Annotated in this window: 13 protein-coding genes; 7 read left to right on the top strand and 6 right to left on the bottom strand. The window is 68.8% G+C overall.

All coding sequences use genetic code 11. From position 1 onward, the window contains the following. Window positions 1-437 (bottom strand): cbb3-type cytochrome c oxidase subunit I (locus tag ACFU6I_RS45185; RefSeq protein WP_384379394.1); only part of this gene is annotated, 437 nt, incomplete at its 3' end. A gap of 198 nt (window positions 438-635) precedes the next feature. Further along, window positions 636-803, bottom strand: coding sequence for a hypothetical protein (locus ACFU6I_RS45190; RefSeq protein ID WP_384379397.1), 168 nt, complete (start codon window positions 801-803; stop codon window positions 636-638). A gap of 183 nt (window positions 804-986) precedes the next feature. Between ACFU6I_RS45190 and ACFU6I_RS45195 the strand changes: the two genes are divergently transcribed. From ACFU6I_RS45195 to ACFU6I_RS45205, 3 genes are all read left to right on the top strand, one after another. Beyond that, entirely contained in the window at window positions 987-1,265 is a 279-nt protein-coding gene (locus tag ACFU6I_RS45195) for a hypothetical protein (protein ID WP_384379400.1), read from the top strand. A gap of 12 nt (window positions 1,266-1,277) precedes the next feature. Continuing rightward, a complete protein-coding gene (locus ACFU6I_RS45200) occupies window positions 1,278-1,889 on the top strand; it encodes a hypothetical protein (RefSeq protein WP_384379402.1) in 612 nt (203 codons plus the stop codon). Window positions 1,890-1,960: 71 nt separating this feature from the next. Next, the gene (locus ACFU6I_RS45205; RefSeq protein ID WP_384379405.1) at window positions 1,961-2,545 is read left to right on the top strand and encodes an SUKH-4 family immunity protein; all 585 of its coding nucleotides are present in this window, start codon (window positions 1,961-1,963) and stop codon (window positions 2,543-2,545) included. On the opposite strand, the gene ACFU6I_RS45210 is transcribed toward ACFU6I_RS45205, so the two are convergent. Continuing rightward, window positions 2,481-2,894 carry a response regulator gene (locus tag ACFU6I_RS45210; protein WP_384379408.1) on the bottom strand — a complete coding sequence of 138 codons (414 nt, stop codon included), beginning with the start codon at window positions 2,892-2,894 and terminating at the stop codon, window positions 2,481-2,483. The genes ACFU6I_RS45205 and ACFU6I_RS45210 overlap by 65 nt on opposite strands. Window positions 2,895-3,095: 201 nt before the next feature. Between ACFU6I_RS45210 and ACFU6I_RS45215 the strand changes: the two genes are divergently transcribed. The 3 genes from ACFU6I_RS45215 (at window position 3,096) to ACFU6I_RS45225 (ending at window position 8,383) form a co-directional block, all read left to right on the top strand. Continuing rightward, window positions 3,096-4,667 (top strand): N,N-dimethylformamidase beta subunit family domain-containing protein, encoded by a 1,572-nt coding sequence (locus ACFU6I_RS45215; RefSeq protein ID WP_384379426.1) that lies wholly within the window; start codon window positions 3,096-3,098, stop codon window positions 4,665-4,667. Window positions 4,668-4,912: 245 nt separating this feature from the next. Then, window positions 4,913-6,736: a protein kinase gene (locus ACFU6I_RS45220; RefSeq protein WP_384379411.1), complete on the top strand. Its 1,824-nt coding sequence runs from the start codon at window positions 4,913-4,915 to the stop codon at window positions 6,734-6,736. A gap of 444 nt (window positions 6,737-7,180) precedes the next feature. Continuing rightward, the gene (locus tag ACFU6I_RS45225; RefSeq protein ID WP_384379429.1) at window positions 7,181-8,383 is read left to right on the top strand and encodes an alpha/beta hydrolase; all 1,203 of its coding nucleotides are present in this window, start codon (window positions 7,181-7,183) and stop codon (window positions 8,381-8,383) included. A gap of 148 nt (window positions 8,384-8,531) precedes the next feature. On the opposite strand, the gene ACFU6I_RS45230 is transcribed toward ACFU6I_RS45225, so the two are convergent. Together ACFU6I_RS45230 and ACFU6I_RS45235 are read right to left on the bottom strand one after the other, a co-directional pair. Then, the gene (locus tag ACFU6I_RS45230) at window positions 8,532-9,506 is read right to left on the bottom strand and encodes an alpha/beta fold hydrolase (RefSeq protein ID WP_384379414.1); all 975 of its coding nucleotides are present in this window, start codon (window positions 9,504-9,506) and stop codon (window positions 8,532-8,534) included. 420 nt (window positions 9,507-9,926) lie between these two features. Next, the gene (locus tag ACFU6I_RS45235) at window positions 9,927-10,493 is read right to left on the bottom strand and encodes a hypothetical protein (RefSeq protein WP_384379417.1); all 567 of its coding nucleotides are present in this window, start codon (window positions 10,491-10,493) and stop codon (window positions 9,927-9,929) included. A 563-nt stretch (window positions 10,494-11,056) separates the two neighbouring features. Here ACFU6I_RS45235 and ACFU6I_RS45240 point away from each other — a divergent pair. Then, entirely contained in the window at window positions 11,057-11,485 is a 429-nt protein-coding gene (locus ACFU6I_RS45240; protein WP_384379420.1) for a DUF1275 family protein, read from the top strand. A gap of 145 nt (window positions 11,486-11,630) precedes the next feature. Here the strand turns inward: ACFU6I_RS45240 and ACFU6I_RS45245 are convergent, their stop codons facing one another. Then, the gene (locus ACFU6I_RS45245) at window positions 11,631-11,861 is read right to left on the bottom strand and encodes a DUF6083 domain-containing protein (protein WP_384379423.1); all 231 of its coding nucleotides are present in this window, start codon (window positions 11,859-11,861) and stop codon (window positions 11,631-11,633) included. Window positions 11,862-12,251: the final 390 nt, after the last annotated feature.

Consider the following 12,251-nt stretch of genomic DNA (forward strand, 5'->3'; position numbering starts at 1 on the left):
GGCGCGCCGATCTGCAGCGGCATGATCCAGTTCGCGAACCCGGCGAACAGCGGCGTCGCGAACATCAGCAGCATGATCGTGCCGTGCATCGTGAATGCCTGGTTGAACTGCTCGTTCGACATGATCTGCGTGCCGGGGCGGGCCAGCTCGGCGCGCATGAAGAGCGCCAGCACACCGCCGATGACGAAGAACGCGAACGATGTGACCAGGTACATCGTGCCGATCGTCTTGTGATCGGTGGTAGTCGCCCATTTCACGACGATGCTGCCTGGCCGCTTTTGCTTTGCCGGCAGTTCGTCCTCGTACGAATCGTCGGAATCAGCCGGTCCGACGGTGACCCTGTTCGCCACTTCAACGCTCCTTCGGCCGACGGCATACCGGCCACGCCGGAACTTTAGGCGAGAGGGTCCGGGCTGACGAAGTGAGCTGCTGGGCATTCGGCCGATCGGAGTAGAGATCGGGCTCGCATCCGGGTGATTGCGCTTTTATATGCCCAGGTCGCAGCCAGCAGAAGTGAACTTGTTTTCCTGTTCAGGAAGTGCCCTGCCAAAGCCGTCCCTGCCCGCGCCGTCCGCCCTCGCGAGTCGCTCGTCGGTGCGTCCGGCCGAGTGCCGATCGGTCCACGCTTTCGGACGTCACCCGATGGCGATACGCCGCGGCACCCGGACGGACCTCCTCCACGGCAGCGTGACGCGCTTCTCGACGGCCGTCCGCCGGGACGGCATGAGCGTGTCCACAACCTCACGGTGGACGCCGTCCACGACTATTACGTGCTGGCGGGCGGTGCCAGGGTCCTTGTCCACAACTGCACGAACAGATCGCCAAGGATCTCGACAAGCGTGTGCAGCAGATGCACGGCAAGCTCAACAAGAAGGCCCAGAGCAAGCGCACCACGGCCATGATCAGGGCCGACAAGGGTGACGGAACCTTCGTCGATGTCCTCGCATCCAGCGGGGACCGCATCGTGGACCCGAAGATCCAACGCGATGAAGACGGACGGCTCGGAGATTCTGGCCGACGTCATTCCCGGGGATGCGGAAGTGAGCGCTCTCGCCCACATCAAGAAGATGGGGTGGGCTCCTGTCGCCTGCGCCGCCAACCGGCCGGTCTGCCTCTGGTGCCAGAACGAGCTGCTCCAACCGTTCAGCGACACCGTGGGCGCTGCCCGCCTCGTGGGGACTCACTGGAAGACTCTGATCCTCAACAAGTTCCGGAAGGCACCGAGTGGGGATGCCTTCACCGGCGCCCGGTCGTTCGCTTGGTAGGGGACAGGGAAGATGTCCGAAGTCGAAGTAACGTCCGCGGGGCTGGCCGAGGTCAGCCCCGCGGGGCTGGCGGTCATCGCGTCGCTCGCTCTGCACAGGTTCTCGCTGTTCCCCATGGAGGGCCGATTCTCCGAGCCCTTCCCCGGTTCGGAGGCCTTCTTCCAGCGGGCTGTGGCCGTCTCCAGGGCCCTCGCCTCCGGAGAGCCGGCCACGGACGAACTCGCGGAAGTTCTGGAGGTGTACAACGAGATCGTTCAGCCCGATGGTGAGCACATCGAGGAACCGGACGGCCCGGGTACCTGGGGACTGGACGTCCTGGACATCGCAGGTTACGCGCTCGAAGCGTGGGACGATCCGGATTCCAGCGCCGAAACGGTCGCGGACGCCTTGGATGCGATGCATTCCTTCGCGGACGCACTGGAGGAGATGATCCCCGTGGTGCGCAACGGCGACGATCCGGCGGACCTCCGTGAACTGGAGATCCGGCGCCAGGTCGACGATCTCGCCGATGTCCGTGCGGCCACCGGCCCGGACGGCATCGACGTAGCGGCCGTCGACCGTCTCTACACGGCGTCGCTGCCGCTCGCCCATGCCTACAGGGAGCGGATCGGCCTGCTTCTGTAGCCTGGGCGGCGCGCTGAGGCAAGCAGGCGTTCGATCACCTTCTGCAAGCCTTTTCTCGAAGGGAATGACCGGTGGAGTACGTACTGCAGTGGCTGACACCCGAGTCCTGGGACGAGGAGGGCATCCTCGCCCTGGACGCGGATGCGGTTGCGGCGGCGGGCGAGTGGCCGCAGCCCGTGCGTGAGGCTCTGGAGGTGGCCCGTACCTACGGGCTGCCGAACGAGGTGTACGGGATGTTCTACCCGTCCGAGCAGGGCGCCCCGTTCACCCGGGTGACGGCGAAGGCGGGGGAGGGGCCGTACTGGCGACTCGGCCGGCACGAGTCCTCGCACGCCCTGGAGTACGTACTCGACGCGGAGGGCCGGGTCGTGATCCCGGACCCGGCCCTCCCCGAACCCCGCTTCGTCAACAGTTCGCTGCTCGCGTTCCTCGACGCCCTGGCGGCCTGGGACCATCGCAGCGAGCACCTCGACGACTTCGACGACCTGGAGCCGGACGACCCCGAGGAGGAGGACGACCCGGCCGAGGCGGCCCGCGTCGCCTTCGGACTGAAGATCAGGGACGGGCTCCGCGGCCAGGACCCGGATGCCTTCAGGGACGACGTCGCCACCTGGTGGCAGCGGGTCTACGAGGAGGTCGAGCTCGACGCGATCTGACGTCGGGCGTGGTCCGGCAGGATCCCGACGAGAGGCCCAGCCGCACGCAACACAGGCAGTCGTCGGCACCGGCGTCCAGACCGTGCACCCGTTCGCCGACCGAGCCGAGGGCGGTCAGCACCAGAACGGGGGCCCAGCATCCGTCGGCCCGCAGCCGCCGACACACCTCGAAGCCGTCGAATCCCGGCAGCATCACAGCCAGGACGATCAGGTCGTAGGGCACCTCGGCTGCCTGCCAGACAGCGTCCGGACCGTCCGCGGCCACGTCGACCGCGTACCCCTCCTCGGTCACCCCGCGTCGCAGCAGCTCCGCGGTGCGGACCTCGTCCTCGACCACCAGCACCCGCATGCCTCCACGGTAGGAGCATCGCGGGCGCACCACATGTCGTGATGCGTCCGTCCGCACCCCCTCGGTCACCGGGGCGGCCCTGCGCATGGTCCGGCTCACCACGGGCGCTGACCCGTGTGCCCGGTTCGGCTCGTCCGCGAGCGTGTGGCGGGTGACGATCGGCTGTGACGGTGTCGCGGCGGAGAACACTTGGCGGAGGACATGGAGCAGGCCGACAGGCAGGACGCCGAGGTGCTCGGTCGTCTGGAGCGCAGGCATTTCCTCGCCGTTGCCGTCGCTGGTGCGATGGCGGCCGGCTGCCGCTCCTCCGTTGCCAAGGATCCCCGCACCGGGACGACCCCGCCCGACTCCGGCCGGTCCACGGGGGACGGTGAGCGGACCCGTGAGGGAAACCCCGACTGGCGTATCCGCTCGGAGGGAACGCCCGATGCCGTCCAGGGATTCACCGACAAGGTCAGCGTGCTGCCGGGCGAGGACTTCGGTCTGTACGTCTCCACGACCGCGTCCGGCTTCCGGGTCTCGGCCTACCGGGTCGGCTGGTACGGGGGACAGCAGGCGCGCCTGGTGTGGCGTTCGCGCCGTATCGCCGGCTCGGTCCAGGCCCGGCCCCGGCTGCTGGAGGCGACTCGTACAGTGCGGGCCGACTGGAAGCGCACGCTCGGCGTACGCACCGACGGCTGGCCGGAGGGCGCTTACCTGCTCCGACTGGAAGCGGACAACGGCCACCAGCGCTATGTGCCGTTGATCGTCCGTTCGGCATCCGGCGCCGGCAGGACCGTGCTGATGCACGCGGCGTCGACCTGGCAGGCGTACAACGCTTGGGGTGGATACAGCCTCTATCGCGGCGAGGACGGTGCGTACGGGACACGGTCGCTCGCTGTCAGCTTCGACCGGCCCTATGACCGCAGCGGTGCCGAGAAGTTCATGGTCTACGAGAGGGCGGTAGTCGTTCTCGCTGAGCGGCTGGGAATTCCGCTCGCCTACACCACGGGGGTCGACGTCCATCGCGAACCCGGCGTGCTTCACGGCGCCAGGGCGGTGCTCTCCCTGGGCCACGACGAGTACTGGAGCCCACAGCAACGGGACCACGTGACCCGGGCGCGTGACTCCGGTACCAATGTGGCCTTCCTCGGCGCCAACGCCTGCTTCCGCCGGATCAGGCTGGAGCGGGGACCCACCGGCGACGCACGCACAGTGGTCTGTTACAAATCCGACTACCGAGCAGACCCGTACCTCACCGACCATCCGACCATGCCGACACATGACTTCCGACAGCAGCCCGGAGCCGACCCCGAATCCTCCCTCACCGGCGTCCTCTACGAGGGCTATCCGGTCGACGCTCCGTATGTGGTCCATGCTGACGACCACTGGCTCTTCGAAGGGACGGGGGTCAGGCGCGGAGACTCCTTCGACCATCTCGTCGGGGTGGAGTACGACCGGGTCACGCCGGGGATGCCCACCCCGGCGCCGCTCGAGGTCGTTGCGCACTCCCCTCTTTTCTACAAGGGCACGCCCAGCCATTCCGACTCCGCGTACTACACCGTGCCGAGCGGATCGGGCGTCTTCGCTTCCGGGACGATGCGATGGGTCGAGGCCCTCATGGCCGGAACTCCGGACAACGGACGCAACCATGGAATGGACGCACGCACCGGACGGTTCGTCACCCGGGCGACGGAGAACCTGATCCGGGCGTTCGCGGAGGGCCCGTGCGGCAGGAACAGACCGAAGCCCCGGAACAATGCGAGCACCCTCTACCCGTCGCCCACACCCTGAACTGCCGTAACCCCGGTGTGCTGACTGAAGAGATCAGCCCGGAACCGGTCAACGACGTTCTGGCGTTGTGCCTGTTCAGCAGCTCCGACAGTGCCGGCCCGCCGGGATGCCGGCAAGACAGGGCCGGGTTGGAACCGCCCCACTCGTACAACGCATCCCTCAACTTCACCAGGTACATCAACAACGTCTATCGTCATCCGAGTTACGCCGTTGACCAGGCGGGAAGAGCGGGGAGTCACACCATCATGCGCGGTACGAACGGGGACGGACGCGACGAGCGGGACGACAGGGTCGACGGGGGTATCAAGCCGCTCGCGGTGAGCGACCCCGCGCGCATCGGGCCGTATCTGCTGCTCGGGCGGCTCGGTGCCGGCGGCATGGGGCGGGTGTTCCTCGCGCGGTCGGACAGCGGGCGGACCGTGGCCGTGAAGGTGGTGCACGAGGAGCACGTGGCCGACGAGCAGTTCAGGGCGCGGTTCCGGCGGGAGATCGAGGCGGCGCGGAGGGTCGGTGAGCGGTACACGGCGCCGGTGCTCGACGCGGGTCCGGGCGACGAACCGCCGTGGGTCGCCACGGGGTACGTTCCCGGGCTCTCGCTTGAACAAGTCGTGCGGCTGTACGGGCCGTTGCCGGCCACCTCCCTGCACTTCCTCGCCGACGGGTTACTGAAGGCGCTCAAGGACATTCACGGCGCCGGGATCGTGCACCGCGACCTGAAGCCGTCCAATGTGATGCTCACCGTGGACGGCACGAAGGTCATCGACTTCGGGATCGCGCGGGCGCTCGAGACGTCCGTCGAGTCCTTGTTGACCAGTACGGGGATGGCCATCGGCTCGCCCGGGTTCATGTCGCCGGAGCAGGTGCGTGGGCAGCGCGCGGGGGTCAGGAGCGACGTGTTCACCCTCGGGTGCGTGCTGACGTATGCGGCGACTGGGCAGCTGCCGTTCGGGCAGGGGGCAAGCAATCAACACGCGGTGATGTTCCAGATCGTGGAGGGCGAGCCCGACCTGACGCGTGTCGAGGACGCCGCGCTGCGGGCGCTCATCGCCCGGTGTCTGACGAAGGGTGTCGATCAACGGCCCGACGTGGACGAGCTGTTGGAGGACCCCGAGCGACCCCGTCCCCGTGCCGCGCGCGGGGCCTGGCTGCCTGCCGAGGTCGTCGCGCACCTCGCGCAGCAGTCCGCACGGCTGCTCGACGCCGAGGCGGCGCCGCTGCGGGAGGAGCGCGTGGACCTGGCGACCGTCGGGCTGCGGCCGAAGGGCGGGCCTCCCGAAGTCGTCCCGGCGGACAACGACACCACGACGGGACGGCGGGAGCACGAACGGCTGCCCCGCGGGCGCCGCAGGCTCATCGTTCTGCCCATCGTTGCCGTCATCACCGTCGGCGGCGGCGCGGCCGTCCTGCTCCAGCCCTTTGGGGGCGGCGGGGAAGGAACGCACGTGCAGCCACCGGGAAGCAGTGCGAGTGCCACTCCTTCTGGCAGCAACTCAGCGAGCAATCCCAGTAGTTCACCCTCCAAGGGAGGGAACGGGAAGGGCGGGGACGACGGCAAGGGTGAGGGCGGAGAGAAGGGGCAGGGCGACAAGGGTGGGCCGCAGGAGCCGAACGCGCGGAAGAGCAGGGGTAGTTCACCCGATCGCGACAGCGGTTCCGACAGCGGAAGCACCGGCACCAGCAGTGCGTCCGGCTCTACGGGGTCGTCCGACCCTTCGGGTTCGGACAGCGGTGCTTCGGCCGGCTCCGGCGGCTCGTCCTCCGGCTCCCGGCCGCCTGCCATGACGAGCTACAAGGCTGCGTACACCAACTCCTGTGTTGGCGCGTGCGACATGCCGATCAAGGTGAGCTGGTCGGCGATCTCCCGAGCGACCAGGTACGACATCCACTACACCAACAAGGGCAGCAACTTCACCAAGAAGAACGTCGACACCACCTACTCGACCAGCGGCACCAGCTACACGATCAAGGGTCCGTACTCCGGTGACGAGATCTGCGTCACGGTGCGCGCGGCCAACGAGTACGGCGCCTCTGCCTGGGCGGAGACCTTGTGCGACACGGTGCCCTACTGATGCTGGTCGTGATGCCGACGGGGCCGCGCCGAGGGAGTCCGTCACGGTCATCACCGACACCCGACCCGAGGGTGAGTCCACTGCCCGGCGGTGGTGTGGAAGTCCGGCGCCGCTCGGCGGCGGCGTTGTCTGCCCCGAGTGCCGCGTCCGGTTACCCGCGCTGTGGTTCCGGCGCCGCCGAGAACGTCGTCGGGGCCGTCCGGCCTGCCCGAGCTCCAGCTCTCGAACCGTCACGAACCGACTTGCCGGGCCACCGCCTGCCGTCTCGTCCGGGGACGGTAGTGCACCCGCGCGCAGGGTCCCCGCGCGCGGGAGACCGGGCCGGCAGGAGACGGGCCGACGGTTCCTGGTGTCAACATGGCGTTCCCCAGTCTCTCGCGTTCGAGGTAAAAAGGTGGAAAAGCGGGTAACCCGCGCAGTGCGTACGGCATCCTCCCAGACGTGATGAGCCTGACGGGGACACCGTTCTTCCTGGCCTCGATCGCGCTGGCCGCGGTCACCGTGCTGCTTCCCCTGCTGCTGTGGTCCCGCGTGCGCGGCCCCGCCTTGATGCGCGGCGCGCTGCGGCTGATGATGGTCGTCCTCGCGCAGGCGTCGGCCGTGCTGACCGTCTTCGTGATGGTCAACAACACCAACGGCCTGTATGACAGCTGGGCCGACCTGCTAGGCACCGGACACCACGTCGTCGCCGCTCCGGACCTAGGGCGCGACGGGCTCGGGGACCACAAACGACGGGCGAACGAGCCGAAGGTCGTCCAGGATTTCAGTCCGGTGCATGACGCCCGGATGGGCCGGGGTGTTCGCGTCACCCGGCTGAACGGTCGGGTGTCGGGGGTGCGCGGCGAGGTGTACGTATGGCTGCCGCCCCAGTACAACCAACCGGCCTCCCGGCACCGGAGGTTCCCCGTGGTCGAACTCCTCGGCGGCTTCCCCGGGTCGGCGAAGGCGTGGTTCAGCGGCTTGCGGGTGCAGTCGCAGCTGGAGGCCGGGATGCGGAGCGGGCAGATCGCCCCGTTCATCCTCGTGGAGCCGCGCACCAATCTGCTGGCAGGCCAGGACACCGGGTGCGCCAACGTGCCAGGTGTCGTGGACGCCGAATCCTGGCTGAGTGTGGACGTCCGGCAGATGGTGATCGACACCTTCCGCGCGCAGAGGCGTGCGGGCGGCTGGGCGGTGGCCGGATACTCGGCCGGGGCACACTGCGCCGTGAAGATGGCGCTCGCCCACCCCGACCGGTACCGGGCGGCCGTGGGCCTCTCCGGATACAACGATCCGGCCGCCGAGCGGGTCTCCCTCACGGGCGGGGACCCGGAGCTGCGGCGGGTCAACAACCCACTGTGGATCCTGCGCCATGCCACCGTCCCGCCGCGCGTCGCGCTGTACCTCTCGGGCCGGCGCAACGACGGCTACCGTGACGGCCTCGCGTTGCGGCGGGCGGCGGCACCCCCGACGCGGGTGGTGGTGGTCGAGACGCGCGGGCCGCACACCATTGCGGTGTGGAAACGCCAAGTGCCGCAGGTCTTCCGCTGGCTGACGGCCGAACTGTCGTCCCTGCGCGGGCCGGGTCGCTCCCGCGAAGCGCATCTGATCGATGCGGGCGAGCCGGACCGGGACGGCCGGGTGCGGGGCGTGGATCATCTGCAGTGAGGACGCCGTCGTGAGCGGTGGTCGGCTCGGTGAAGCACTGTTGCGTCGAACCTACGAGCCGAGCCGATCCGGGGCACGGCTCGGCTCGCAACCGCTCGTCTGCCCCGAAGAGGAGAACGCGTGTGGGGCGCGCCGGGTCCGCCCGTCGTCAGCGGCGGGTGCGTCGCAGTCGGCGGCCGAGGAGGACGACCCCTGCGCCGGCGGCCAGGGACGCTCCCGCGAAACCGGCGACGGCGGCCGTGGCGCGGACGTCATTCGCGGACCCCGTGGCCGCCCGGGACGGCTGGGTGGCGGAGGGAGCTCCGGCCGCCTGGAGGATCAGGTCGGCGACCGCCGCGGGATGGGCGATCAAGGACACGTGGGAGGAGTTGATCTCCACCGTGTGCGAACCGGCGCGCTTCGCCTGGAAGCGTTCCTGATCCGGGTTGATGGTCCTGTCCTGTCGGCCGACCAGCGCCCAGGACGGGATGTGCTTCCAGGCCGCGACCTTGGCCTTCTCGGAGAACGCGGTCGTAGCGGCGGGTCGCTGGGTGGCCCACAGCAGATTCGCCTCGCTCTCCGGCAGGTCGGCGGCGAAGACCTGGTGGACCTTGTCGCGCTTGAGGTACAGGTCGGTCCCGCTGCGGCCGCTCTCCCGGTACGGGACGGACCTGGTGGCGGTTCCCAGTTCACTGGGGAACCGCGCGGCCAGCGACATCCCGCTCTCGCCCACGTCGGGCATCAGCGCCGACACGTACACGAGCGACTTCACCCTGGGGTTGCCGGCCGCGGCCGAGCTGATCACGGCGCCGCCGTAGGAGTGGCCCACCAGCACGACCGGGCCCTTGATGCTGTCGAGTACCGAGGCGATGTAGGTCGAGTCGCTGTACAGGCCGCGCAGCGGGTTGGCAGGCGCGATGACGGTGTAGCCGCTGCGCTCAAGGCGTGAAATGACCCCGTTCCAGCTGGAGCCGTCAGCGAACGCACCGTGCACGAGGACCACGGTGGGTTTCGTGACGGTCGGGTCGCCTTCCGCGGCAGTCGGAGCTGCCGCGGACGCGCACAGGGCCAGTGCACATCCGGCGACGGTGACGTGTGCGCGCAGTATTCGACGCCGTGTGCCGGAGATCGCCCATGCGGTCATCCCGTTCTCGCTTCCCTCGAGGCCAACAGCACCTCAGCGTTCACCCATCGGCGCCGTCGGGCCCGGCGGCGCCGTCCAACCGGGTGAAGGGGGCGGGGTATCGGAGTGAAGGGCCTGGCCTCGCCCGGCGCGCCACGGCCTGCTCCCCTTGTCTCAGTGGCCGGCGAAACCCAAGGCGACCCGCTGGTGAAGTGGTCGGGCGAGTCGCTGCGCGCGCAGGACGGACCGGCACTCGTCGCCAATGGCCTCATGCTCGCCGAGTCCGCGCCGCGTGGCGTGGTCAACCTGTCGATCGCCCCGGAGGGTGGCCGCGCTTGCGCAGCGCGGCGGGATGTCCGGACGAACCTCGAGGCCCGGTCCTGGTCTGGTGGAGCAGGGCCTGCTCGAAGGATTCCGTTCCGCCCGCCGCGTGCTCGTCGATCAGGAGCACAGGGCGTGCCGGAGCGCGGTGCCGCATTGCCTTACTCCCGTACGGATCTTGCCCGCGTGATCGGCCGGGTCGGATTCCAGCCCTCTGACGACGGCGACGGTGACCAGCGCGTAGGCCACGTGCGGAACGATGTCGGCGACCCAGTCGGAGCGTGACCACGTGCGCGGGTCGGTCACGCGCAGCACGGTCATCGGGCCGTTGGTTCCGATCAGAGCCCCCGTCGTCGCCGTGGCGGTCAGGAGCGCGCTTCCCGGTCGCCAGCCGCAGGAGAGCGCAAGACCGAGCAGAGCGCCCATGCCCACACCTGATGCAATGCCGGTCAGGGGACCCAGGCCTTTGACGCGATTCTTCCGTACGTCCTCGTTGCCCGGGATCGGAACGTGCAGAGTCTCCGACAGCCGCTCCACGGTGACTTCGGGTGTCGTGCTCTCGCCCCGGCCGCGGGTCACCATGTCCAAGTAACTGACCGCATTCAGGGCCGTGGTCCCTGCAGCGCCCGCGGCAGCCCCTGCCAGGAGGCCACGAAGGTGCCGGGCGGGACCGGTGACTCCCGTCATGGACCGTTCATCCCTTCACCAAGTCCGGCAGCGCGGGATCGACAACCTCTGGGTGTGTCCGGGCGGCGTTGCGTCGATCGCCCTCCACCGTCGCGTAGATGAGGTCTTTGATCAGCGAACGCAGCCGATCGACGGTGTTCTCGCACGAGCGGTATGTGGCCCGCGTTTTCACGGATCAGTACGATCGGCTGCCCGCTGCCGGGGTCCTCGCAGCAGATGCCGATCGGAGCGCCATTCCGCTGGCCGGCGTTGACCATCGCCGTGGGGGCCACGACTCCCCGTACGGATACGGCCCATTCTCAGCTCTGCCGCGTTGCTTCATGGGCCGGTGCGGCCATGGAACACCCCTTGCGTACGCACTATCTCAGTAAATACACCGAATGGCTTACTCCGCCACCTGGGCGCCGAGATCGGACGGCCGAACGGCTTCAGGAATCGCGTCGAGTCCATGGATCTCCGTTGACGGCCTGAAGCCGGCCAGAAGGGATGCCCTATCAGGGATCTGGAGCCCGTACTTCACCTGGCCATCGACGAGGATCCCGCCCATTGTCTCCGGTACGTGAGTGCCCTTGCGATGCACCGCATCTGACGCCGCGCGCTGTCCCGCCAGGGATGACTGGACACCCCTTGGACTCGCGGGCACAGCGTCCGCGTGGGCCGCTCTGGACGGCAAGCCGACCGGCACCGGCCAACTGGTCCTCCTGGCGGCCATGGCCGTGTGCATGGGATGCCAGGGCGGCATGATCCGTGCCGCAGGCGGGCCGAATCTCTCGACCACCTACATGACGGGCGCTCTCACCGGCGCGCTGGTAGCACTCGCCGTCAGGAAAGAGGTTGAGCGATACAACATTGCGGTGATCGCGATACTGCCGACAGGAGCAGGGCTGGCAGCGCTTCTCGTCACCCACGCACGGGCGGCTGCTCTGGCCTTGCCCTTGGTGCTGCTGACTGCGGCCCTCACGCTTTCTTTCCGGCGCCCTGTACCCCACTAGCTAGTGCAGTCGTTGATGTCGTCGTCCGACGATCCGCAGACCAGTCCAAGTCGGGGCTCTGCGTCGAGTCCACGTCCTGGGCCGCGGGTATCACTAGGCGAAAGGTGGTGGTGCAGTTGGGGGAGTGGGGCTACCAGACCATGGCTCAACTGGCGTCGGGCAGTTCGCGCAGGTCCGGGAGGTTGAACAACCGTTGCGCCCGGCGCCCGTTCTCCTCGCGCAGGGCAGTGCCCCACGGCCATGGGTCTTCGGGGGCGAGGCAGGGGCAGACCATGCGGTGCGCGACACGGCAGGTGGCGCCGCGGGTGGGTTCGGCGTCCCACGTGTTCCACGCCTCACCGTCCGCGTTGATGAGCCACCGCCGGCGGGGTGGCATGGGGTCCGACGAAGCCCTCGCCCGCATTGGGAGCGACGAGTCCGGGCTTGCCTCGAACTGGGTCGACCCAAGTGACGGGAGGCAATGGCGTGCAGTGATCAGCCCGTTCTCATCCAGCGGCGTCCTGGCCGGCCGAACGACCGTGTGCCCGTCGCCATCGAGGGCTCCGTCGTGGTTCACCAGAGGCTGACCCAGAACTCTGATGTCGGCGAAGGCATCCATCGCGGCCGTGAGCCCTCGCACGTGGTGGCCGACGGGACCTCCCTCGTCATCGATCCCTCGTAGGGGCGTCGATGTCGTGGGAGGGCCCCCCGGCCACGGCGTGCAGGATGGTGTGGGACCGATGTCAGTGTCGGTCCCGCACCGGCCCGCGGACTACGTCGTCGGTTA

This window comes from Streptomyces sp. NPDC057486, from assembly GCF_042802415.1.
Classification (GTDB): domain Bacteria; phylum Actinomycetota; class Actinomycetes; order Streptomycetales; family Streptomycetaceae; genus Streptomyces; species Streptomyces yanii.